This is a genomic window from Paenibacillus sp. PAMC21692 (assembly GCF_014303795.1).
Taxonomy (GTDB): Bacteria; Bacillota; Bacilli; order Paenibacillales; family Paenibacillaceae; genus Pristimantibacillus; species Pristimantibacillus agaridevorans.
Map to the genome: position 1 here is coordinate 5136784 of NZ_CP060293.1, position 24735 is coordinate 5161518.

A 24735-nucleotide genomic window follows, 5' to 3' on the forward strand; every position below is an offset into this window, starting at 1 on the left:
TCCGTGCGGACATGTTGCGCACCGTTTTTTTTCATCCGACTATTGGTGAATCTATTTCTTGCCGATCCATTTTCCATTCGTAAAATCGGGAATCGCAACAGGATGTCCGCCCAAAGCGATAGAATCTTCGCTTAAGGAAGAGATGCACATCCAGGAAGCCATGTCGTACACGTCGATAGGCGTTTGCGTCCCGTTCCTCACGCAATCAAAAAATTGCTGGAAAACGAGCCAATCCATGCCGTCATGGCCTTCCCGCACTCCTTCTTGCATGTAGCGCTGCCATATCGGATGCTCATACTTTTCGCGATATTGCTCCACATTGCCCCATTGCGAATTCCATTTCGTTTCATATTGGGCATGCTCTTCCTCCAGGAACAAAGAGTGATTGTCCTCCATAAACAATCCTTTTGTGCCTCTTACCGTAAACCCTCGCGCATAGAAACGAGGCAGCGTCGTATCCAGTGTGAGCGTAATCGTCTCTCCGCGCGCGCACTTGATGACGGTCGTCACGATATCTCCTTGTTGAAAGCGGGTATCGGCGATCTCGCTATCGCCTCTATTGTTTTTAACGTATGCCTGCATGCCAACCGCCTTGGACGCAACCGACACGAGGGATAACATACGGTTTCCTTTATTAATATCGAGCACCTTGGCAATCGGGCCTAATTCGTGAGTCGGATAATTTTCGCAGTTTCGATGAATATATTCGTTTAGCCGATAATGACGGTTTTCTTTGCCGTAAGCAATTTCAGAACGCAGATCGTGATGATAACCTCCCGAACAATGTACGATTTCCCCGAGTACGCCCAGCTTTACCATGTTCAACACCATGAGCTCATCCCGGCCATAGCAGCAATTTTCCAGCATCATACATGGAATGCCCGTTCGTTCATAAGCCTCCACCAGCTTCCAGCATTCCTGCACAGAATAGGATCCGCCCACTTCGCAGGCAACATATTTTCCCTTCTCCATGGCATCAATGACGATCTGGATATGAGAGGACCACGATGTGCATAAAACGATGGCATCAACCGATTCCATCTTCAGAATTTCCATATACTTAGAAGTTGTGACAGGACGACCATTTCCTCCGAACTCGATGACGTCGGCCGCCCGCTCGCGACGATCCTCGTGCAAGTCGCATACGGCGACGACCTCCACGTCCTTCATTTTCATAATGATGATTTCGAGCAGCCCCATCCCTCTGCCGCCAAGTCCGATCAAGCCGATTTTCACTTTAGATGTCATTTTCGCCAACCCTCCTAATAAAAGCAGCCTGCCCTTTATCGATAACAAGATGTTCGTCTTTCATTAAATTCGTCTTAACGATTGCTGCTGCATGATCTTCAATCGTATTTCCGACAATTTCAACCCCGCTGCAAGCCCGCAGTCGAATGATTTCGTGCGAATCGTCGGATGCTCCGTCCCTACAGCCGTTCCTCAAAATGTCATTATCGGCCACGATCAAGCCGCTCGTACTTTTGGCCTCCAATAAAGGTGCACCGTTCAGTTCAAAGCGATTGCCGCTAATAATGACGTTGCGATGAACAGGCAGGTCGGCGGATACGTGGGTGTTTTCTGGGCGAATCAGTAGGACTGGCGCTTGGCGATTGCCGCAATCGATAAACCGATTGCCGCGGATCAGAACATCTCGAACCATACCCGATTCGAACCAGCTTTCGGCGTCGTCGGCCATCAAAATGGCGCTCATGTGCAGGTTGTCGAATTCATTGTTCTCAATCGTCACCTTGCGCCGGGTTGTTGCCAGAATGCCGCGAGTCGGAATTCTCTTAAAGATATTTCCGCTAACGAAAAGCTCGGGCGTCCAAGTGACATTTTCGATAACATCCCCGTCTTCGATCATATCCGGTACGTGAGAATCAAGCATCAGCTCGACTTCGCGCGGAGAGAGCGGTTTAACGGCGACAACGTTGCAGGTTGCGTAAGAAGACAACGAGCTTGCGGAAATAAAATCGATCTCGTCACCCGGATGGAATGCGCTAAATCCATAGCTTTGAGGATGCATGAATCTAACCCGTATCCGGCTGCCCTCCTCCACCCCCTCGATACGGAGATGGGTTCCATGGACGTTGATCGCATCATCGTGCGCTCCCTCGAATACGCTGTCGACAATGGATATATTACCTTTTATCCCGGACAGATGAACAAAATCGGCAAACGCCGCCGCCGTTCGTCCGCTGGAAGGGTCCGGCGCCAATCGCAGACGCTCGAACGTCAAATTTTCACTGAATTGTCCGACGATCCCAAGTCCATGCATATACTGCATCCAGACGTTGCGCCAGATGATATTCCGGCAGCCGACGATCAGCGCGCCGACCTGATCCCGGATGCCGTCGCGCATTTGAAACACATGACCAACCGACGTGTGCGGCGCGGAGATGAACCGCAATCGGAGCTTGCCTGGTCCGAGCTGTTCGACCTGATTAGCCAACATGATCGGGTTCGGAACTCTCCAGGTGCGATTGCTTACCGGATCATATTCCTGAGCGGGACCGCCTCGATAAGACCATCCTTCGTCAATCCAATACAGCTTATCGTCTTGCAGTCTGTATTCGGAATCCGGATGGACCTCCACGTCCCAATGACTTGCGCTTGTCGCTGTAATACGCATTTCGGAAATCGTCGGACGGGCGAAATCGATCGTCAAATTCCGTATTTCCGCTTGGATACAGCCATCCATTACGATCGGCGTCATCTTTCCGTGAAACAGAAGCCGCGAGCCGTTCCCTTCTATGTGAATCCGGCGTGCTCCTTTGAGCCGCAGGCCGATCGTCTTGGTCGGATCGGGATGCTCTTCTTCACTGACCGTATTGGAGATGTAATATGCCGACATTACGGCGTATGTCGGATACAGATCGTATTGGCCTGGCGGAAACTCAACTACCGTCGGCCCATCCGCTGCGGAAGCGGCATCGATCGCCGCTTGTATCGCGCTTGTCGCATCCGCTCCGGAATCCGGTATCGCTCCGTAATCGGTTACTCGAAAGATTTGGAATTGATCGGATAATGTCATCTTACAAATCACGTTCAGAAGGGACTATTGAGACGGCAGCGCCAGACGTCAGAGAAAGCTCCAATTGTCCGCCTGCTGCCGGGTGACCGAGTTTGACTTCCTTTAACCCATCAGAAGTGATCAAGTAAATATCGACGGCATTCACTTCATTCCAATCCGGCGGCAGATACCATAACTTCTGCGAGTATCCCGTTTTACTGAACGCTATCAACTCGGGCCGTTCTTGCCAAAGAGCCGGGAACAGTACATCATCACCCTCTCGCAACGGCTTGCCGTCACGTCGAACGGAGCGATCGGCCAGGTGGACAGTATGACCGCCGGAATATTGAACGACTCTGTTGTCGCCCTCATTATCCATCCGAATGCGATCCAGCGAGTTCAAATATTGATACTGAAGCATTCTCGTACATATTTGCTCGATAAACAATTGATGCCAATCCTCGCTCGGAGCATCTTTGTCGAAATCCCAAAAGACGTCCTCCCCGTGCACGCCCGCGCCAAATAGAAACTCCAGGTCGTGCCGTACCGGAATGCCGGGCTGCGAATAATCGCGAATCGCGGCTCCGCTCAGCAGCTTAGCGGGTCTTTCCAGAAATTGCTGTTCGTCGCATTGGTCGAACCACCAGCACCAGGGCTGCAATCCGATAAACGGATCGTTGCGCAGATGAGCAAAGTTTTCGCTCGTTACGTCGATGCCGCGCTCTCGGAAATAACGGATCGTTCGGCGCATATAGGAGGATTCCTCCTCCTGAGTGATATCGTGGAAGGCGTTCGGTCTAGGAAAATAGGCGTCCAGATGCACCGTTCCAGCACGATCAAGCTCAAGCAGCGAAATGAGCGTCTCAATCCGCTTTACGATGACACCGCTCTCCCACTCGTTTTTATAGTAAATCTGATAAGCAGGCAAATCATTGTAAGTGCCCACTTGCAGCAAGGAACCATCTGCTTTACGCGAGATCAGGTCCTTCTCCAAGTACGTGTCCCAATGCGGACTATTAGGATAAGCGTCCGTCATATTGACATGGACGCTGATCGTCGTATGATATTTTCGCGCTTCTTCCGCCAGCCACAGATAGCTGTCTCTCGCAGTCTGATCCTGCGGCCGCTTAAGATGGACATTGACCTCGTCCCAAGCCGGATATCGGTCATCATGTCCGTTATACTGCCAACCGACCAAATAGATGATCTTCGGAATTTCTCTCGTCAAAAGATCAATCTCCCGGATATAGTCTAGCGCTCGTTCGAACGTACATAAGACGCGTGAGCCCCCTTGTCCGTCCGGTACTGCCATAGCCAGCTTCATCGTGAGCGTTCGGCTGTAATCGAAGTTGTACGGACTTTCCGGAAGCATAGTTGCTTTCCAATCGTAGTAATCTCCGCAAATGGAGCGCCACTTTTCATTTCTATCCACTGAATACATCATTCCGCCCTCTTCCTCTACGCAATAGGGAAACCTGGCAGTGCCGATAATCGACACTGTCAGGTTTCGGATTAGTTCTTACTTCGATATTTGCGCGTTCATCATATCCACGATCGATTGATAATCGCCGATATTCGTTAGCTCTGTCTTGAAAGCATCCCACTCTGAGAAATCTCTTTCACCAAGCAGGAACTTAAAGATGTTTTCATCCACATACGTTTTCACTGCGGTCATGATTTGTGCTTTCTTCGCCTCATCTTCTTTGCTCAGACGAATAACTGGAGCTTGCTCATACGGTGCAATGGCCGTTTCAGGGTTCGTATAAACACCCATTCCCTCTTGCGGACGCATCTCTTCAATTTTTCCATCGCCGTAGAATCGTACGTTTTTGTACTTGATGTAGTCCGACGAATAGTTTTGTGGAGCAAAGACAAAGCCTTGACGTGTCCAAGGTTCACCAATACCGAAGTCGGACAATTCTTTCCAGTCTCCGTTTTTGTTGATAAATTCTTTCTTGCCGTCAACGATTTGATATGTTTTTCCTTCTAAACCCCAGTGAATCAGATCCGCCATTTCCTGCGAATATTGATAATCGATCATTTTGATGATAAGCTCTGGATTTTTTGTTTTCTTGGAAACCATGATGCCGTAGTTAGAATAGATGGTTTTGCCTAGCAGCGCCGGACCTAACACCCACTGGTCGCCGTACTTCTCATTTTTCGGGTTGACCGCAGCACCCCACACAACACCATCAGCCTCTACGGAATATTTCTCCCACCAGCCGCCCCATGCGAGCGGAAGCATAAAGGATTTGCCTGTCGTAACTTTAGCCTGCAACTGATCTTGCGATTGGCTCAGAAACTCTGGATCAAGCAGCTTCTCATCATACAGCTTGCGAATGTACTCTAAGCCTTCCCTGAAGGAGTCTTCAGTCGGACCATAGACGTATTTCTCTCCATTCCAGTAAATATCGTTTTTCGTATGGTTCGAAAGCGCCAACGCGTCCGCGAATTTAGGCCATTCTTGCGAGTTGACCGGATAGGAATCCGGATACAGCTCTTTCAGCTTAACCGCCGCATCATAGAACTCATCCCAGTTATCCGGGATCTTGATGTTATGCTTCTCGAACACATCAAATCGATACAAGGCTGGGTAAGCCGAACCCGAGAATCCGGTATCGTTTGTGAATCCATCGCCGAAGAAATACATTTTTCCATCTGGTGTATACATACTCTTATCTGCGAACTTGGTAGAGTTCAAATATTCACTATAGTTTGGAGCGTGTTCCTCCAGGTAAGGAGCGATGTCCAAGAGAGAGCCTTGGTTGCCGTACTGGAACATGACTTCAGCATCCTTGACGCCCGACATAATGTCCGGTGTGTCGCCGCTCGCAAGCGTCAGCTTCACTTTCTCCTCATAGTCGTCGCTATTTACGTAGATCCATTTAATATCGAGCTTAGCGCCGATATGCGCTTCCATTTTTTCTTTCCAAAGCTTATAAAGCTCGGTATCCTTCGGATCGTCTCCGAAGCTGGACATGTAGGCCGTGATCTTAATCGTTTCTTCGGTCGGCGTCGATGTTGAGTCATTACCTGAATTCGTGTTGCTTGGCTGATTCGACGGATTGTTGTTGCCGCCCTTGCTGCAGCCTGCGAGCACAAGCGTTACAGCGAGAACAATACTGAGGATGAGACCCATTTTTTTCTTCAAAGCTTAACCCCTCCATTAGTTTAATTTGTTTATCTATAATAAATAATAGAGAAACCGTAGTTAGCCTTTCACAGATCCGATCATCATCCCCGAAACAAAGTGCTTCTGCAATAGCGGATAAACGAACAGAATCGGTAAAATTGTGACGATGATCGAAGCCATCCTAATGTTTTTCGGATTCAGATTGTAAGTGTCGAGAAACCGCTGCAATCCACCCACATCCGTATAATTTTCTGTCTCTATCGTCATCCTGCGCAAAAGTAATTGAATCGGATGATCGTCGTTATCATTTAGATAAATCATCGGTTCGAACCACATATTCCAAAACATTACGGCGCCGAAAAGCGCGAATGTCGCCAGCAGCGGTTTGGAAAGCGGGATAAATATACGAAACAGAATGCCAAAATCATTCGCTCCGTCCAAATAGGCGGACTCACGCAATTCTTTGGGTATATCCTGAAAGAAGGTACGGAAGATAATAATATTGAAAGCGCTCATCGCGACGGGCAGCACAACCGCCCAGATCGAATTGAACATATTCAAATCCCTAATTAGAAGGAATTGCGGGATGAGACCTCCGCTAAATACCATGGTGATAATTACATAAACGGCCAATGGTTTGCGGAATATAAAATCGCTGATCGCTAGCGGATAAGCAAACAAGGTGGTCAGCAGCAACTGCAACGAAGTGCCGATGAGCAAAAACACAAGCGTATTCTTATAAGCGTTCAAAATGTTTTTATCTTGAAAAATGTACTGGTAGCTGTGAAAGTCGAATCCCTGTGGATACCAGGTGATTTTCCCTTGACCCACCAAGACCGGATCGCTAATTGAAACAGCAAACGTATTCAATAACGGATACAGCATAATGATACATAGAAGGATCATAAGCAAGTAATTAAAAATATCGAAAGATTTGGACCAAAGCCCTTCGTTATACACTTTCAACGTTTATCAGCTCCTTACCATAAGCTGTTTTCGGATACTTTTTTGGAAAAGTAATTTGCAAATAGGATCAAGAAGAAACTGATCACAGAGAGCATTAATCCGACCGCAGCGCCATATTCAAATTGTCCGCCTTGCACGCCTACCCGGTAGACGTAAGTTTCGATTACATCCGCCGTTTCATAAATTTTCGGATTGTACATCAATAGCACCTTTTGATAATCCGTACTAAGAATAGTCCCAAGTTTCAGGATGAGCATCACTGAGGTTGCCGGAATAATGGCTGGCCATGTGACATATCTAAGTCTCTGCCAGCGGTTTGCGCCGTCAATGACAGCTGCTTCGTGCTGCGCCGGATCAACTCCCGTCAAAGCTGCTAAGTAGATGATGGCGCCATAACCCAATTCCTGCCATATGCCCATTCCGACATAAATCGGCCGAAAAGCTTCAGATACATACAACAGCGTCCTCGGTTCTGCCCCAAACCAGCCCAGAATTTTGTTAATAATTCCGTCAATCGAAGTAAATTCATGAATAAAGCCGACGACAATGACTGCAGATAGAAAATGCGGGAAATAAGTAATCGTTTGCACTGTTCGCTTAAAAAATTTGTGACGAAGTTCATTTAGTAACAATGCGAAAATAACAGGTGCTGGAAATCCGAAAAGCAAGGAGTAAAATGCAAGCAACAATGAGTTTTTTGTAATTCTCCAGCTCATCGGAGAGTCAAAAAACGCTTTGAAATGATCGAAACCGATCCAAGGGCTCCTTAGAAATCCCAACGAAGCATCATAACTTTTGAAAGCGATTGTAATTCCATACATGGGAAAATACTTAAATACGAGTAGAACTAAAAAACCGGGCAGCACCATTAAGATCAAATAGCGCTGTTTTAAACATTTTCGCAGAAAACTATCTTTTTTTCTTAGTTGCGGCTTCTGCACTAGCTGTTGATTCTGCAAATTTCACCCCTCCAGTGTACTTTTACGTGACGATAAAAATGAAAACCCTTTCCTGAAACTGTGGCAGCAACCAAGCCAGGCTTGCTCTTGGTGAACTCAGATTACAGGAAAGGAATATTAACCGGCAATAATCAACTATTCATATCGTTTGAATAATTTCATTTTTACTCGAAAATCGACCTCATGTGAACGGACGATAATCACTCCGACGCATAAAATCAAGAACTTTCAATTATTAATGTGCTGTTCAGTATTTCAACATCGCATGACAACCAGGCAAGATCCAGCTATAATGATACAAACCAGTGGCGAAAAAATCCTGAATTGTGTATGCGGTTACAATTGAATATATAATAGAGAACAATGATCGTGCCGCTAACAAAAAAAGGGGGGGGGGCTCCAACTTGAACAAGTTGTTTCGATCTGTTTCTGCTCGCTATCACAGAAGCAGCGTTTTGTATAAGCTGCTCATCATCAACATGATTTTTATCATTTTGCTCACCAGTCTGCTGGGATTTAACTACTCGTATTTAAAAACGAATGTAAAGAATGAGGTTTTGAGTACAAATGAAAGCTTCCTTAAGCAAGTGTCCGGAGAATTGTCCGGAGAATGGCTCGCCATTCGCAACATGGTCTACAATTACAGCGTTAGCACGGATACAAAAATTCTTTCCAACATTTCAAAAGAATCGCGTTACTATTATACCGAACTAGTATCTTATAAAAACAAAATAACGCAAACCAATTTGCAGCTTCCGTTTCGAGCCCAGCTATCCACCTATTTCCCTGATCAGAATATGGTCGTCAGCAGCGACGGAACCCGCAGCCTAAACGTATTTTATGAAAATCTTGACCTTAAAAACGAAGGAGAAGTCTGTCGTTGCCTGCTGCAAAACGAATTGGAGCGGGTTAATAATTTCAACAATACAATCGTATTCTCGTACCGGCTCTTTCCGACAGGCTATATTTTTGTGCAGATCGCGAAGGACGAATTATTATCCTATTTGAACAGTCAGACCAGGCTGCTTGATAACGTCATCGTGATAAGCGATAAGGAAAATCAACCATTCATTAGTACAGCCCCTCTTGATCCGGACCTCGCCGGGCAACGGCTTCAAAATTTGTCGGGGCAGATCATGATCGATGGGAAAAAGTATACACCTATCGCCCATACAGACCCCTTGTTTACTTACACCGTTTTGTTTTCGGAAAGCCAGATGCAGGAGAAGCTTCAAAAGGCCAACGTTTACGCCTTTATTTTGTTTGCCGTTTTCTTTGCCATTAATCTCGGATTTTTATTTGTCAACTGGTCCTTGTTTAGACCGCTTAGACTTATGGCAAGAACATTTAACCAATGGACGACAGCGCCCGCTACAAAAAATGAATTCGCTATTCTCTCGGATACGTTCAAGGAGCTCAATTCCGTGACGGTCTCCATGAAACAGGAAATGACGGAGCAAGCCGACATCCTGGAACATAACGCGCTTCTGCGGCTATCAACCGACGAAAACTATATATTGAAGCCCAACATCCACCAGATGCTGTCAGCCAAGTTTGATTCTTATGCTGTTATTTATGTCTTCGAAGAGAACAACCTTGGGGAGCACTCAGCTTATTACGCTCCATTGCTAGAAGCCGCATTAAACCAAATTGGACCGTACATTCGTCTGCACCACCATAGCGAAAAATGTATACTTATCGTAAATTGCTCCGAAACCGAAACGCTGGAAGCACTAATCTATCGTGTTTTGGAGAGCGATCCCGCTCCGGTAATCAATGGGCTATTTCTTTGCGGCATCAGTTCCGTTAAAACGCAACTGAAAGACATCGGCAAAGCCATTTACGAATCGAAAGACGCGATAGACAAACATGTGCCGGACTTAACCCATTTAAAGCGCGTCAATCCATATCAAGCCCAGAACAGCGGCCAATCTTCGGTCATCCACTTATCCATCGATAAGGAGCAAGAGCTTGTCAACTATGTGCTCAAAGGAAACTCGGAAGCCGTTTATCAATTTTTTGATAAAACAATGGAAAAAACGTTAAAAAGTTTGACATTCGAGCAGTTCCAAAATATGCTTCGTTATTTCCACGACCTGCTGCTTGTCATTTTGAACAGCAAAAAAATTCCCTCCGAGGAGGTAGGGTTAACACCGCCAACACCTATGGAGAGCTACCATCTTCAATATTTATTTAATCAAATTCGCAACGGATACGCCGTAGTTGCAAAGCGATCTGCATTGCCGAATACGCCGCTTATCGAGCAAATTAAACTTTATATCGAAAAAAACTATGCCAACCCGGACTTGTCGTTAACAGTCATTGCAGATCATTTCTCGATCACTCATGTTTATTTGTCTACCTACTTCAAGAAAAATACCGGCTATAACTTGAACTATTACGTGCACCTGATACGGATACAATCCGCAATTCAACTTATCCAATTGCATTCGCAGTTAGCTATGAAAGATGTCGCCGAACGCGTCGGTTATACCAATGCCGGGACGTTTATCCGCCATTTCAAAAAAATTGCAGGTACGACGCCCACCCAGCATGTCAGGATGCAGCAGGAATAGATACAAAAAAAGGGGCTGTCCCAAAAGTCATCGTCAGTTGACTAAAGGCCCCCCTTTTCTCTAAATTGTAAAACAAAAAGAAACCTTTCCTTGGTAAAATGGAGGTACCACCCAACCACATACCAAAGGAGAGGTTTCTTTTGTACATTCAATATACCATGGACCAACTTCATCTGCCAATGGACTTGGAGGACGACATTCCTCGCAATCACCTCGTTCGTGTAGTCAATGAGGCTGTCAATCGCTTAGATGACAAGATCTTCAGGGATGCTTACCCCGGTGGAGGAAGAGACAGCTACCATCCCAAAATGCTCACCAAAGTCATCATTTATGCCTATACACAGCGGATTTACTCTTCTCGCCAGATTGCCAAGGCGATCCGTGAAAATATCATGTTTATGTGGATTGCCGGCAGACAACGCCCAGACTTCCGGACCATTAATCGGTTTCGCTCCGAGCGGATGAAAGACATATTGGAGACCGTCTTCACTGGTGTGCTTCAATTTCTTGCTGCTGAGAAGTATGTAAAGCTTGAGCATTACTTTGTAGATGGCACAAAAATCGAAGCGAACGCGAATCGGTACACGTTTGTCTGGGGTAAGGCAGTCGTGAAGCAGAAAGCGAAGCTCCAGGAAAAAGTAAAAACATTGTTTGCCACCATTGAAGCGACTGAAAAACAAGAAGATCAGGAGCAGGCCGGACAGGATCTTGCTGAGCTAGGCGAAGCATCCGAGTTGACCAGCGAGAAATTGGAATCGGCCGTTCAGCAATTGGAAGCCAACCTGCAAACTCGGCCGAAGGATAAGCCCCTTAAAAAAGCGGTACGCGCCCTTCGTAAGGACCTGTTGCCTCGTCTGCAGAAATACGAGACCCAGCAAGAGATTCTCGGAGATCGGAACAGCTTTAGCAAGACTGATCATGACGCCACATTCATGCGAATGAAAGAAGATCATATGCGTAATGGTCAGCTTAAGCCTGGCTACAATGTGCAGATCGGAACAGAGAACCAGTTCATTATCGGGTACAGCTTGCACCAACGTCCGACCGATACGCGATGCCTAAAACCTCACTTGGAGAAGGTCAAAGCAGCGCTCGGCAAGTTGCCGAAAACGGTTATTGCGGACGCTGGATACGGTGGTGAGGAAAACTACGCCTATTTGGAAAGCGAACAACTGGAAGCATTAGTGAAGTACAGCACCTACCATAAGGAAAAATCGAAGAAATGGAAGCAAGACATCAGTAAGCTGGATAATTGGCAGTACAACGAGATCGAAGATACGTGGACGTGCGCCGCAGGACGAAAACTATTATTCCGTTATGAAAGCAAGGAGAAATCGGAAAGTGGGTATGAGCTAAGGAAGCGGCACTATCGGAGCGAGAGTTGCGAGGGTTGTCCGTTTAAGGAATTGTGCACGAAAGCGAAAGGAAATCGCGAAATCAGTGTAAGTATGAAGTATTTAAGTTACAAGCAGCGAGCACGCGAGAAGCTCAGAAGTGAGGACGGGTACGCCCTCTCGGTTCGAAGGATGATTGAGCCGGAAAGTGTATTCGGGCAAATAAAGAATAACCGCGGATTCAGACGTTTTCTGCTTCGAGGCCTGCCAAAAGTGAGCCTAGAGGTCGGGTGGCTTTCGCTCGCCCACAATTTGCTCAAGAAGGCGGCAATAGACCAAAAAGCAGAAATGGTGGTGCAGGGATAGCCTCCCTAGCACCACCATTTTTCCATTTTAGACGCTTCATTCATCAAGTGAGCTATTACATAAGCGAACGATCTTACTTTTGAGACAGCCCCTTATGTTCTGATCCGGTGCTGCCGGACCGATCATACTTCAAAGATTACAATCCTGTCTTCTCCCGCTCCGAACCGGGTCATTCGCAATTCGCCTTTCGAACAATCTATACTGATGATATCGAACGCCGTCTCGCTCGTCGTACCAACCGTCCTATCGGGGCTTTCGTCATAATTTCGGTAGCTAACCGCGTTAAGAGTCGAAATCAGCGGTATGCCGTCTTGGTACAGTACCTGGTCGATATGGACGTGTCCGAACAGACATGCGACGACTTGATTGCGATTTGTTTTTATTATTTTCCAAATTTTCTCACCGTTTTCGACTTCTCCGTCAACATATCCCTTAACCCCTCGCTGAATAATTGGCAAATGCGAGAAAATGACGACCTTCCAGCTTTCTCCGTCCGGCATGCCGCAAAAATCGAATGCCTTATGCTCGAACCAATCCACCTGTCTGTCTGAGAAGGCGTACTCCCATTGTCCGTTTTGCTGCAGCATTCCGTCCGCTTTTACTTTGTAGAAAATATCGACGCTGTTTAGCATAACGATTCTCGTCTTTTTTTCCGGAATATCGTAGTAATAATAAAGTCCGCATTCGTTGCCTTTGTCAAATGAAACGGTTCCGTCCAAACTGCGGTAAATATCCGTGTAGGCTTCGACCGGGAAAATGACATTGTTAGCGCCTTTTAATTTCAGGCGAAAATCCTCAATCGAGTTGTCATCATGGTTACCTCTCATTGGGAAGGCGGGACAGTCTGGCATTCTGATCGCATCCATCAACTCCGATTGGGCTAACAGAACATCTTTTTTGGGCCCATTCTCCATGATGTCCCCCCCGATAACCATACAATCCAAAGAGAGCGCTTTAATGGCGAGTTTGATCGCAGCCGTTGTCCGCAGCTGATTGCCTCCCAGTTTATGATGGGGATCGGTGTAAAACACGATATCGACACTTCCTGTCGTCTGCGCCTGCTTCGCCCGATCGATCGTTTCGCTTAAAGGTAGATGATAAAAGTCCGGTAATTCGTGATATGGTTCAGCCAGATCCTCTTGGCCCCGTCCATGCTCAGACGTTTCCACTCCCATCCGTTCATTCATCTCCTTCATCGTTTTTGATGCTGATCATTCTGTCCTCGCCTGCTCCGAAGCGGATGATCGAAAGTTCATTTTTCGCCTCATTTAAGCTGACGATATCGAATGCCGTTTCGGATGCCATATCTTTTAATCTCCCGTAGGTGGCCGCATTAAGAGTAGAAATCATCGGAATGCCGTCTCTCACCAATACTTGATCGCAATGGACATGGCCGAAAAAACAAGCCGCGACGTGCTTTTGATTTCGTCTAATGATATCCCACATGGCTTCCCCATTAGCTACGTCGTGATCAACGCCTTCCAAGCCGTCCTGGATAATCGCGACGTGTGAAAAAAACAAAACTTTCCATTCATCGCTGCCCGGCTGCCGGCCAAAATCGAAAACTTTGCGTTCAACCCAATCCAGCTGTCTTTCGGAAAAAGCATATTCCCATTGTCCGTTATGCTTAAGCTCCCCGCTGTCCGCAGTCTGGTACGGAATATCGATACTATTTATAATGACGATTCTCGTCTTTTTGCCGGGTATGTCATAGTAGTAATATAAGCCGAATTCGTTTCCTTTATCGAAGGCTACTTTGCCCTCCAATGGTTTAAGCCAGTCCTCGTAGGATTGGTTCGGAAAAATGACATGATCTACGCCGCCCGTTTTTAAGTGGAAGTCCTGAATGGAATTGTCGTCATGATTGCCTTTTACCGGAAATACGGGACATTCTTGCACCCGAAGCGCATTAAGGATTTCCATTTGCGACCGTTCAACCTCCTCCTTCGGGCCGTTTTCGCTGAAATCTCCTCCGCATACGATCGCATCTACAGGAATGTTTTGCGCCAGCTGCCGGATGACTGCAGCCGAGCGAAGCTGATTGCCTCCGGACATGTGGTGCGGATCCGTGTAGAAAATAACTCGAACCGTATGTTCATTTTGCTCCTTCATCGTTCGTTTAATGGCCTGCGAAACCCAGTACTCGTAAAATTCCGGTATTTCGTTGTTAACCTTGGTCATGTTCACCGAGTGTCCTCCTTAAATAAACCAGCAGGCACTTTTGCAGACCATGTATCGGGCGGATCGATTCCCAGCGCATGGACGACAACAGCCGCTGTATCTTCAATCGCAACAGGCTCCGCTTCGGCATTCGACACGACGTTTGGACCAGCGCATCCCCAGAAAATCGTCACATCCTTCGGATGATCGCTTCCATGGTTGTTCGGGTCCGCGCCGCCCCCGCCGTGATCGGACAGAAATATGATCAAAGTGTCTTCCAGCTTAATTTTTGCCTGAAGAATGTCGAGAATTTGACCAATCAACTCATCTGTTTCTTCTATAACCTCATGAAATAGTGTCGTGCCGTAACCAAAAGAATGTCCAGCCCCGTCGATCCCGTCGAATTGAATAAACATAAGCTTAAAATCCGAATATTGTTCGGAAAACGCGGCCACTTCATGAACCAAATGTTTATCCGCATGGACGTTGGAGACATAGTCTGCGACGCCCGCTTCGATAATGCCGTCATTGATCGGCTTCCACGCGCTAAACGAGGCGATAACATCTGACGGATCCGCTTCCTTTACAAGTCGCATAAACGACGGATACGGCGAATCGATCGGATATTGGCGATGCTCCGCTCTTTCGTTGGTAAGACCGTGCAAATTCGGTTTTACCCTATGGAACATGGATCCCCAACATTCCCCGCTAATAGTGGGAAGTACTGTTTGTGCCTCGTACGTAATAAATCCGCCCTGCAAAGCTTTATCGATATTCGGAGTGTTTGCTTGATCGATCATATTGCCGGCCCCGTCAAGACCGATGATTACTACTCTTTTCGTTGCTTGCTTCATTTTCTTTCATCCCCTTTTGATCATTATCCGCTTATGCCGACTACGATAATGCCTGCCGTAATCGCCGTTGCAGTCATCAATCTTCTGATTCCATTTTTCTCTTTCAGAATCCATATTCCCAACAAAGTAGCGACAACCGTTCCGATTTCCCTGATCGGAGCGATATGGGATACCGGGGCCAGGTTCATCGCCATCAGGAATAAGAAATACGAACCGGGCATCAGCACCGATCCGAGCAAAATCATTCCTTTATTTTTTCTCCACTCGGACAATAACGTTTTTCCGTTTACCATCGTTCGTACATTCCCCAGCATAAATCCGATGTTGGAAGCCGCTATCAGAGTAAGCGGAGTTACGTATTGCAGTGTCATTTTATCGATCAGCACATACGATGTCGTGCATAACCCTACCCCTAGCGCGGTCAAAACGGGTATTAACTGTACCGCTTGACCGGGATTTGAGCGTTTATTCCATTCGCTTAACCCCAATATGCCGAGCAGGATGATGGCAACTCCCGCCCATCCCCCTATGGACAGTCGCTCGCCCATAAAAATGACGCTAATTAAAGGAATAAGCAGTACTCCCGTTCCACGCTGAATCGGATAGACTTGGGACAAATCGCCCAGCTTATAGACCTGGGATAACATAAATGCGTAAGCCGCTTGTGCCGCCATGGACAACAAGAGCAATAAATAGACTTGCGGCGGATACCTTTCGCTCAACAATTCCATCAATAAAATGGGAATCAGAATGACATTTGCCGTCATGACGATCAGTGCGAGATACGCTTGCTTACTTTCACTTCGCTTGGCGAAAAAATTCCATATTGCATTCATTGTGCCTGAAATGATGACCAACGACATCGCAATCCAAAACATACGTTAACCTTCCTTCATCAACTAAATCGGAGATCAGCCTTACCTTGTTCTTCTTCCCACCGAATACTCAACTTTAGCAGGCGGCCATCCTCGCAATCGCTGTCTTCGACTGCGATTGCGAGCCCAATACCGCTGCAATTCTCGTAGCCGTACGAGGAAGGAACCGAAATCCAATAATGCTCTGTCGTTCCCGGCACTCCCCGCAAATCGAGAAGCAATCGTCCGTCCTCCCAGCGTTCGTCTGCAACGCTGACCGCATCCATGCTGACATGTCTGGAGGAACCGATCAATTGCGGCCGGTTTTCTGCTTTGCACAAACCGACGATCTGGCAATGCCCGAGCTCCAATGCTTCTAGCGCGATAGATCTGGTCCGTTTCCCCAAATAACGCTGTTTCCAAAAATCGAACGCATGGTAAACGTCAAAAGGATCCAACGCCAACGCTTCTAGCTCCAGCTCGGTTTCCGTTAGAGGCACAACCGCAAAACGGCCCGCAACACACCACCGGCGAAACGGCAGATCAAAATGAATCGCCCACAACGACGCAGTCGCATGCGATTGCTGCGCTTCGGCATTCAAGCCGAGCAGAGCATAGGCGAACGCATCATCCATTTGGCCATCGCTGCGCTGTGGCAGGGACAAATCCAATGGGAAGGTCATGTCGAGCGGCCCCGTTTCTCCAGTCGTCGTTGCCAGCGCAGGGATGCAACGCTGAATGGAATGAATTCTGTCCTTATCATAGAGCTCTGTATTGTCGCTGATCATCAACAGACCGCCCGTTAACGAAACGAGCGACAACAGCGATTGGCCCCACGCTTCCTCCGTACGCATGCATACGTAATCGGGATCGTTTAGATACAGTATGCGCTGAGTATGATACCACCGGGCTGTTTCAACCATTTGCTTGCAAATCGCCGACCAGCTCGGATTCGAATCTCCTGCGATTCTGCACGCGTCGACGATGCCCGCCGCCTCCGTCAACACGCCCCAGCAAGCGAGGAAAAAGGAGTCGTCTCCAATCTGCTCCCTTGCGCATTGGAGATAATTGCGCAAACTCGCGGATGCCTCCTCATTCGAAAGAAGTCCGTCATTGACTGCCTTATGCAGACCGTCGTACAGGAAATGACGAATTTGATCGGTTTTGAAATAAGTGTAGCCTTTGTCCTTTAATTCCCTGTACAGCGGCGCCACCTGCTCGGCCAACGTATTCGGGTCCGTTTTTAAGACGTTAAAAATCCACTGCCCATATAAAGGATCGCCTTTCAAGTCGCGTTCAAAATAATCGCGGTTCGCTTCCACGAATTCCGGATTCGTAACCATTGCGCTTGACCATATTCCAGCTCTAAAACCACGACCCTCTATGCTGGAAATTAATCCGTCATGTCCTTCCGGAAAGCGATTATTCGTTTGAACCCAAGCATCGGCGACGATTCCGTCCTTTGTTGGAGGAATGTCTTCCGTTTGATATCCGTCGTCAAGCTGGATCACATTCATCCCATAAGGCTTGAAGTGAGTTTCCAAGAACGCCGCAGTTGTTTCGATATCCTTGCCGGTAACACGCTGTGCAAACGCTTCCCATGAGCTCCAGCCGGTAATCGGCTGCACATTCGGACGCCATTGCCATGGACAATGGTGTTCAAATTGAAGATGACGGCGATAATATTGCATCCGTAAATTGACAAACCAAGGCTGTAAACCTCCCTGAACTTCCAATTCCGCATGCCAATCCCCTGTTTCGCTCTGTTCCAGGCGCGATTTTGTCCACGCCCAGTCCGCGCTGTGCCAATCGATCAATAAGTCCTGAATGACATCGTAAAGCCCGTTAACTCCTTTAAGCAAAGGTTTGCCGATCTGACCAAGTATCGCTTGGTCTTTAACCGCTCTTTGCGGCCGCATGTTGAGCGCATCTTTACTTAAATGAATTTTGACTTTGACCATAGCAGGCTTATCCAAGGCCACATATATTTGCTGCACAAACGGGCTGCTCTGTATATTGCCGTTAGAAGCTTGACGATAATACGGCTTTGTCCCCTCCGGAATGAAAATCGAAAGCAAAGGTTTGCCGTTATAATCGTAGTGAAGCGAATGCTCGCTTTCTTCCCACCTGTGCGATGCTTGAGCGACGGGCGGTTCCTTTCTAGATATCGATTTCATCAAGTGACCTCCATAAAAGATTATTAGTTGCGCACGGATAATTATCTCTACACTGCTATGCTAAGCATGATCGGATCTGGAGGCAACAGTCATAATTTAATCTGATACCCGAAAAAGCATGGACGGTATATTCAGTTTTTCATATGTCAGTCATATCTTTATTCGAACGACTATTACCCCTCGCTTTCGTAACGATCTTAAAAACAGCAAATTGTTGAGCGGTCCGTTGCATGCTAGATTGAAAAACAGGAGGATTGTACGGAGGGACCATTCCGACGTACAATGCTTAACGATTAGGTCAGAGAGGATGATCATTGGGACCATGCAAGAAAATGATAACGTTATCTTATTAGAAAACGGCGGCACAAAAATTTTTCTGGACAAGGAAAGTTTAAGCGTACGCGTCGAGAAGGATAATGTCGCTTGGGAAACCGTTTCCGGGGCGGCGAGCTTCGCCGTCGGATTCGAACATTCCGCTCGGGTTTGGATTTCACTTAATCAAGCTGAGAACAAACAGTTTTCCCCTATCGACTCGGGTTTCCTTCAAGGCGTCCGTATTCATCTTGGCCCATTTTCCAGCAACGGCAAAATTATCGGAGTTCAAGCAGATGTTACCGTCCTGCTAAACACCCACAGCGGCGAACTCGTTTTTGAAGTCCATGGGATCAGCTGCGGAACGGAAAATGAGGTCTCCGAAGTCATTTGGCCGGGATCATTTGCCTTTTCCGGCGATCGGGAGACCGACTATACGGTCGTACCCGCTATGCAAGGCTACCTGATTCCGGCAAATTGGCAGAAGCCGATTCGGCGATACCATAAAGGGATGATGTTCGATAGGGATGCCTATATGCCTTGGTGGGGACAGGTCAAAGAAGGAAACGGATATTTGGCCATCATCGACACGCCTAACGATGCGCGCCTCTCCGTGGAGCATCTCCCCCTGGTTCACACCCATGCGGAGGTCGTATGGATTCATTCGCTAGAACGTTTTGACTATAGCCGGAAGCTGCGTGTCCGATTTGCTAAGGATTTGAACTATGTCGGCATGGCCAAAATGTATCGTCGATATGTACGAAGTTTGGGAAAATTACGCACGTTGGCGGAAAAACAGCTTCGAAATCCAAAGCTGTCTGAATTAATTGGCTCGGCCGTCGTCCATACCAGTGTACATACTCGCATAGCGCCGGAATCTTATTACTTTGATAAGGAGCATCCCGAGAATAACGATTTTGCCGTTCCCTTCGAGGAGAGAGCCTTGCAGCTCGCGGCGCTCCAGCAAAAATATGCGGGGAAGCTCTATGTCCACATAGATGGATGGGGACGCAACGGCTACGACAATCTCCATCCCGACGTGCTTCCTCCAAGCCCGAAAGGCGGAGGCTGGGAAGGCATGCGGAAACTCCAAAAGGTGTGCAGGGATGAACATATTTTATTGGCGCTGCACGACAATTATCGGGACTTCTATCACGATGCCGATACTTACAATCCCGAGCTGACAATCAAGCATCGGAACGGCGAACAGGAATTTTGCGATTATTGGGCAGGAGGAGCTCACAGCTGGCTTTGCACAACGTTGTCGAAAGGTTATTTAGAACGCAATCACGATAAACTTAATGAAAACGGCCTATATCCGGATGGGGTTTATATCGATGTGTTCGCCGTTGTACCTGGCGACGAATGTTATGATCCGAGACATCGGATGACAAGAACGGAGTGCATGGCTTACCGTGCCTCCTGCTTCGAAGAGATCCGTTCCAGAGGGATGATCATCAGTTCGGAGGAACCAACCGATTGGGCCGTGCCTTATCTGGATTTGGTCCATCATGCTCCGTATGCCCTCTATCCCGGTCCCGGAGAAGGCCCGGCTATCGGCATTCCTACGCCATTATTCTCCCTTGTTTATCATGACGCGATCGTCGTGCCGTGGTCCTTGGATAGAGGAGCCTGGGGAATTCCGGAGACGGATCTCGGCCTGCTTCATGGGCTGTTGAATGCCGGCGTTCCTTATTTGCCCATCCAGCCTTCGGACAACGAAATTCCGATCGTCAAAACAATGGCCCGACTCCATCAGCTAATAGGATCGCTTGAAATGACAAACCACGAATTTATGGACGGAAGCTGGCGCCAGCAACGCACTACGTTTGCAGACGGTACGATCATCGAGGTCGATTTGGACGGTGACCGTTATACGATCCAAATGGCGGACGGTGAACTCATTTCGGAGGCAGACGTTCATTTGTAATAAGGATGCGGATAACGCGGAAAGCTGTCCCCATAGTAGAGAACTCTACACCAGGGACAGCCTTCTTCGTTGTTTTAAGCTTTAATCTGATAATGAGCGGTTGTAATCGGTCCTTTGTTGCCTTGCGTGTCAATTGCATACATTTCGATGTCGTACACTCCCGGAGGCGCTTCCCAAGGGATGACATACGACCATGAGAACGAGCGGTCGCCTTCCCGCTTCATCGCGTCGTATATACCATAATCCGATATTCGCATGATCGATCTCTCCAACGCCTCGCCGCTGTTGCCGGCATCGCCATACTCGATCTGCAGCCTAACCCTCTCTCCGCGTCGCCCGATCTCCGGATCGAACGTCACTTTGGCATCATTAGCAATACTCATTTTATCACCCTCGATTTTTATTGTACTGACTAGTCAGTTCAATATTAGGGTTAACTGCCTGCCATGTCAATAGGGTAAGCAAAAAAATTACGAATTGACAGTCCTCCCTTATCCGACATATATTTAGACTGACTAGTCAGTACAATTTCACTAAAAGGAGACTGCCCTTTGAAAAACATGACAACTAGTGGTTCCAGGTTTATCGACGCTCAAGGACGTCAAGTCATTCTTCACGGCATTAGCATGGTTTGCAAGGATAAAGAGAAAGGTTATCTCGATAATTGGACAGAAAAAGATTTTCTGAAATTAAAGCAATGGGGATTTAACGTCATCCGACTAGGCATCATATGGGACGGAATCGAGCCTCAACCGGGACGGTTCGACGGCCCATACATTGAAAACGTTCGGGGGATGATCCGAATGGCGGATCGTTACGGTTTGTACGTCTTTCTGGATATGCATCAGGATTTGTACAGCTCGTTGTACGCAGACGGCGCTCCCGCCTGGGCTACTCTGATCGACGAACATGTATACGTAAAGACAGATCTGTGGAGCGACGCTTACTTATTCGACCGGGCGGTGCAAACCGCGTTCGACCATTTCTGGAGCAACACTCCCGCGTCCGACGGCATCGGCCTGCAGGATCACTATGCTGCGGCTTGGCGTTTTGTTGCAGAGCGGCTGCGCGATGAGCCTAACCTGATCGGATACGATATGATGAACGAACCTTTTATCGGCTCCAAAGTTGATGAGATGGTTGGGAGCATGTTTACCGCTTACGGAGAATTGGTGGCGGAACAAACAGGTCAGCCTCCCGACATGGAGGAGCTGCTCGACATTTGGACCGATCACGGGAAAAAGCTGCAAGCGCTCGAAATGCTGAATTCCGTCGACGCATATCGTTATGTCATGCAAGCGACTGCTCCAGCGCAGGACGTTTTCGAAAGAACCGTGTTATCCCCTTTCTTCCAGAAGATCGGCCAGGCCATCCGCGAAGTCGATCCGGAGCGGATTTTGTTTCTCGAAACGAATTACTTTTCCAACCTTGGCGTTGCCAGCTCGATCCAGCCAATCAAGGACGCGCAAGGGCAACGCGACGCGCAGCAGGCATACGCGCCTCACGGCTACGACCTGGTAACCGATTCCGAATTCGTGCATGCCGCGGATAGCCGCCGCATCGACTTTATTTTTGACAATCATGTGCAAACCCACGACAGACTGGATATGCCAATGCTGATCGGAGAATGGGGAGCCTACGGAGAATCCCGGCTAGCGGAGCAAGCGTGTCTCGACGTACAGAAAAACTTCGAACGGATGTTATGCGGTGACGTTTACTGGTGTTATTTGTATCCTGATATGGATCAATTCAGCTCCTTTAACGGAGTGTGCAGGGGTATTCCGTCAGAGGTGGCCGGAACTATTTTAAGCTATCATTACGAAAGAAGCAGCAGCTTCTTCGAGATGAAATGGGACGAGGACGGCAGTATCGACGCTCCGACGAGAATCTACTTTCCCGATATCGAAGTCATGCGGTCAGGTTCGATGTCGCTAACTTCTTCCGAAAGAGGATTTGAATGGTCTGGCCTGGAAGGAACGAAAGCGGGATATCTGAGCATTTCGTCATCTGGAGGAGGCAAAAGATCTCTGCAGATCGGTTAATTCCTGAGGATGTGGTATACTTTACGGAAGATCGAGTTGTAGGAAAGGACCGATAGTACGGTGAGCAAAAATAAAATTATCGATGCCGCGATCAAGCTTTTTTCCGAGCAAGGTTATTACAGGACAAATATGGACGACATTGCCAAAGAAGCCAACGTGGCCAAAGGCACGCTTTATTATCATTTCTCGGGCAAGGGCGAACTCTTTGAGAGGATCGTGACGGACGGCATTCAAATGCTGATGGACAAGATCGAGGAAGTGCTGCGGCAAAACGAGGACCCGGATTGGCAAATTCGAACAATCGTAAGCAAACACATCGAGCTGTTCCTGCATTACGGAGAACTTGTTCATATTATTTCCAACGAAATCACAAACGGAATCGAGCCGGATATTTTGGAGCGGATCGTGGCGCTTAAAAACAAGTATATCGCTTTCGTGGCGGACGTTCTGCGCTACGGACAAGCGGACGGCGCCCTAAACGAAATGCATTGCGAATTGGCGGCGGCCGGCCTGATCGGCATGATCCAAAGCGCAAGCTTGTACGTTATCCATCATCACGGTAAGGGAACGGTCGAAGAGTTGCACGAAACGATTAACGCCTTCGTGCTTCCAGCTCTGCTGAAGAAAACTTAAAGGCATTATGCTTACAGCCTTATAATCGAACCGTGATTTTCTTTCATATGTTACTGCAAAGGCCTTCCCAAGTTGTGGAAGGCCTATGCCGCTATTCATTGTTAATCCCCTTTTTTCACCCCGGCCACACCGGTTTGCCGTCATATTCGACCGCGACGACCGTATTCCAATCATCGCAGTCAGCCGGATCGAGCTCGATCCGCAATCTGCTGACGTAGTAGTCGCCGTCCACGCCGCCGGAGAAACCGTGCGTTCGCTCTGTTCGATACGGCAGCGGCTGACCGGAGCCAACAAGATGCACGCTCCTGACTTCCCCGCCGATTTCGCGAAGTTCGATTGGAGATCGTGGCAAGTCTCGGACATGCAGATAGATGATGTTGTCCTTCGTCGTCATGGGTCCGTAGAACACGGGAGGATAGTGTTTTGGCGCTCGCTTCGTCCCGTAGATGCTTTCGCCCCAGCGAGACAACCATCTTCCGATTGCAATCAGGCGTGCCCTCGCTTCTTCCGGCCATGTTCCGTCTGGACGAGGCCCAACGTTCAAGAGCAGATTTCCGCCTTTCGTCGCAACCTCCAGCAAAGTGCCCAGCAACGTAATCTCGCTTTTATAAGTGGATGCATCGGGATGATAAGCCCATTGATGGTTCATCGTCATGCAGGTTTCCCACCATTCTTCCGGCGGATGATGCGGTACAAATTGCTCCGGCGTCTCGTAGTCTCCCGCACCGGGGAGACGATCATTAATGATCAGATGTGGCTGAAGATTTAGCATCATCGTCTTTACCTCGCTGCTCCGCCAGCGATCCGCGCCGAAGCCGGGAACGTCGAACCAGATCAGATCGATCCGGCCATAACCCGTGAGCAGCTCCCGGAGTTGTTCGACGAAACGTTGATGGAAATTCCACCACCTATCCGGGTCATAAGTATTCGGTTTTGGAGATTGTATGCCCGCCGCAATCGGAATCGTGGCGAAGTCCGGATCATGCCAGTCGATCGTCGTAAAGTAGAGTCCTACTTTAAGTCCTTCTTCTCGCGCGGCCTCTACGAACGGAGCAATCAGATCCCGGCCCGGTCCTCGCTTCACGGCGTTATAGTCGGTAGTGGCGGTATCGAACAGACAGAAGCCGTCATGGTGTTTGGCCGTCAGGACGATATAACTCGCCCCTGCTTCCTTGGCCATTCGAGCCCATTCCTTGGGATCGTAGGACTGCGGATTAAATTCATCCGCCAAATTTTCATAGTCCTCCACCTTCATATGTTGGCTGCTATGGGACATTAACGGCCAGGAAGCCTCGATGCCCCGGACCGAATAAGGTCCCCAATGAAGAAAAATACCAAATCTCGCTTCGTCGAACCATTGCGCTTCCGGATGTAAAGCTTTCATCGATTCGTTCTCCTTTGGAATTTTATCGTCGTGCCGCAATCT

The 24735-nt window shown here is 48.0% G+C and carries 18 protein-coding genes; 5 read left to right on the forward strand and 13 right to left on the reverse strand.

Annotation, left to right across the window (positions count from 1 at the left end):
* Nucleotides 1-51: 51 nt before the first annotated feature.
* The 6 genes from H7F31_RS20625 to H7F31_RS20650 form a co-directional block, all read right to left on the reverse strand.
* Nucleotides 52-1248, reverse strand: coding sequence for a Gfo/Idh/MocA family protein (locus H7F31_RS20625; RefSeq protein WP_187100316.1), 1197 nt, complete (start codon nucleotides 1246-1248; stop codon nucleotides 52-54).
* Nucleotides 1238-3034, reverse strand: coding sequence for a right-handed parallel beta-helix repeat-containing protein (locus tag H7F31_RS20630; RefSeq protein ID WP_187100317.1), 1797 nt, complete (start codon nucleotides 3032-3034; stop codon nucleotides 1238-1240). Before H7F31_RS20630 ends, H7F31_RS20625 begins: the two co-directional genes overlap by 11 nt.
* A gap of 1 nt (nucleotide 3035) precedes the next feature.
* Nucleotides 3036-4457 (reverse strand): endo-alpha-N-acetylgalactosaminidase family protein, encoded by a 1422-nt coding sequence (locus tag H7F31_RS20635; RefSeq protein WP_187100318.1) that lies wholly within the window; start codon nucleotides 4455-4457, stop codon nucleotides 3036-3038.
* Nucleotides 4458-4532: 75 nt separating this feature from the next.
* On the reverse strand, nucleotides 4533-6164 hold the full coding sequence (locus H7F31_RS20640) for an extracellular solute-binding protein (protein ID WP_187100319.1): 1632 nt from the start codon (nucleotides 6162-6164) through the stop codon (nucleotides 4533-4535).
* Nucleotides 6165-6224: 60 nt separating this feature from the next.
* Entirely contained in the window at nucleotides 6225-7106 is an 882-nt protein-coding gene (locus H7F31_RS20645; RefSeq protein WP_261800541.1) for a carbohydrate ABC transporter permease, read from the reverse strand.
* Nucleotides 7107-7126: 20 nt separating this feature from the next.
* Nucleotides 7127-8071 carry an ABC transporter permease gene (locus H7F31_RS20650; RefSeq protein ID WP_261800081.1) on the reverse strand — a complete coding sequence of 315 codons (945 nt, stop codon included), beginning with the start codon at nucleotides 8069-8071 and terminating at the stop codon, nucleotides 7127-7129.
* A gap of 404 nt (nucleotides 8072-8475) precedes the next feature.
* Here H7F31_RS20650 and H7F31_RS20655 point away from each other — a divergent pair, with 404 nt between their 5' ends.
* A complete protein-coding gene (locus H7F31_RS20655; RefSeq protein WP_187100321.1) occupies nucleotides 8476-10647 on the forward strand; it encodes an AraC family transcriptional regulator in 2172 nt (723 codons plus the stop codon).
* A 140-nt stretch (nucleotides 10648-10787) separates the two neighbouring features.
* Complete coding sequence (locus tag H7F31_RS20660) at nucleotides 10788-12347, forward strand: IS1182 family transposase (RefSeq protein WP_187100322.1); 1560 nt, start codon at nucleotides 10788-10790, stop codon at nucleotides 12345-12347.
* 122 nt (nucleotides 12348-12469) lie between these two features.
* Here H7F31_RS20660 and H7F31_RS20665 read toward each other — a convergent pair whose 3' ends face one another.
* Genes H7F31_RS20665 through H7F31_RS20685 form a run of 5 tightly spaced genes read right to left on the reverse strand, consistent with a single transcriptional unit; the run spans nucleotide 12470 to nucleotide 18392 of the window.
* Nucleotides 12470-13522 (reverse strand): metallophosphoesterase family protein, encoded by a 1053-nt coding sequence (locus tag H7F31_RS20665; RefSeq protein ID WP_187100323.1) that lies wholly within the window; start codon nucleotides 13520-13522, stop codon nucleotides 12470-12472.
* A gap of 4 nt (nucleotides 13523-13526) precedes the next feature.
* The gene (locus tag H7F31_RS20670; protein ID WP_261800542.1) at nucleotides 13527-14528 is read right to left on the reverse strand and encodes a metallophosphoesterase family protein; all 1002 of its coding nucleotides are present in this window, start codon (nucleotides 14526-14528) and stop codon (nucleotides 13527-13529) included.
* Between the two features lie 2 nt (nucleotides 14529-14530).
* Nucleotides 14531-15361, reverse strand: a complete 831-nt coding sequence (locus H7F31_RS20675; protein WP_187100325.1) for an alkaline phosphatase family protein — start codon at nucleotides 15359-15361, stop codon at nucleotides 14531-14533.
* A gap of 23 nt (nucleotides 15362-15384) precedes the next feature.
* The gene (locus H7F31_RS20680) at nucleotides 15385-16239 is read right to left on the reverse strand and encodes a DMT family transporter (protein ID WP_187100326.1); all 855 of its coding nucleotides are present in this window, start codon (nucleotides 16237-16239) and stop codon (nucleotides 15385-15387) included.
* A 17-nt stretch (nucleotides 16240-16256) separates the two neighbouring features.
* Nucleotides 16257-18392, reverse strand: coding sequence for an alpha-amylase family protein (locus H7F31_RS20685; RefSeq protein WP_187100327.1), 2136 nt, complete (start codon nucleotides 18390-18392; stop codon nucleotides 16257-16259).
* A gap of 322 nt (nucleotides 18393-18714) precedes the next feature.
* Here H7F31_RS20685 and H7F31_RS20690 point away from each other — a divergent pair, with 322 nt between their 5' ends.
* Entirely contained in the window at nucleotides 18715-20634 is a 1920-nt protein-coding gene (locus H7F31_RS20690) for a DUF5696 domain-containing protein (RefSeq protein ID WP_187100328.1), read from the forward strand.
* Nucleotides 20635-20708: 74 nt separating this feature from the next.
* On the opposite strand, the gene H7F31_RS20695 is transcribed toward H7F31_RS20690, so the two are convergent.
* Complete coding sequence (locus tag H7F31_RS20695) at nucleotides 20709-21017, reverse strand: hypothetical protein (RefSeq protein WP_187100329.1); 309 nt, start codon at nucleotides 21015-21017, stop codon at nucleotides 20709-20711.
* Between the two features lie 177 nt (nucleotides 21018-21194).
* Between H7F31_RS20695 and H7F31_RS20700 the strand changes: the two genes are divergently transcribed.
* Together H7F31_RS20700 and H7F31_RS20705 are read left to right on the forward strand one after the other, a co-directional pair.
* Nucleotides 21195-22676 carry a cellulase family glycosylhydrolase gene (locus H7F31_RS20700; RefSeq protein WP_261800543.1) on the forward strand — a complete coding sequence of 494 codons (1482 nt, stop codon included), beginning with the start codon at nucleotides 21195-21197 and terminating at the stop codon, nucleotides 22674-22676.
* Between the two features lie 60 nt (nucleotides 22677-22736).
* Nucleotides 22737-23309, forward strand: coding sequence for a TetR/AcrR family transcriptional regulator (locus H7F31_RS20705; protein WP_187100331.1), 573 nt, complete (start codon nucleotides 22737-22739; stop codon nucleotides 23307-23309).
* Between the two features lie 115 nt (nucleotides 23310-23424).
* Here the strand turns inward: H7F31_RS20705 and H7F31_RS20710 are convergent, their stop codons facing one another.
* Nucleotides 23425-24732: an alpha-L-fucosidase gene (locus H7F31_RS20710; protein ID WP_261800082.1), complete on the reverse strand. Its 1308-nt coding sequence runs from the start codon at nucleotides 24730-24732 to the stop codon at nucleotides 23425-23427.
* Between the last annotated feature and the right edge of the window lie 3 nt (nucleotides 24733-24735).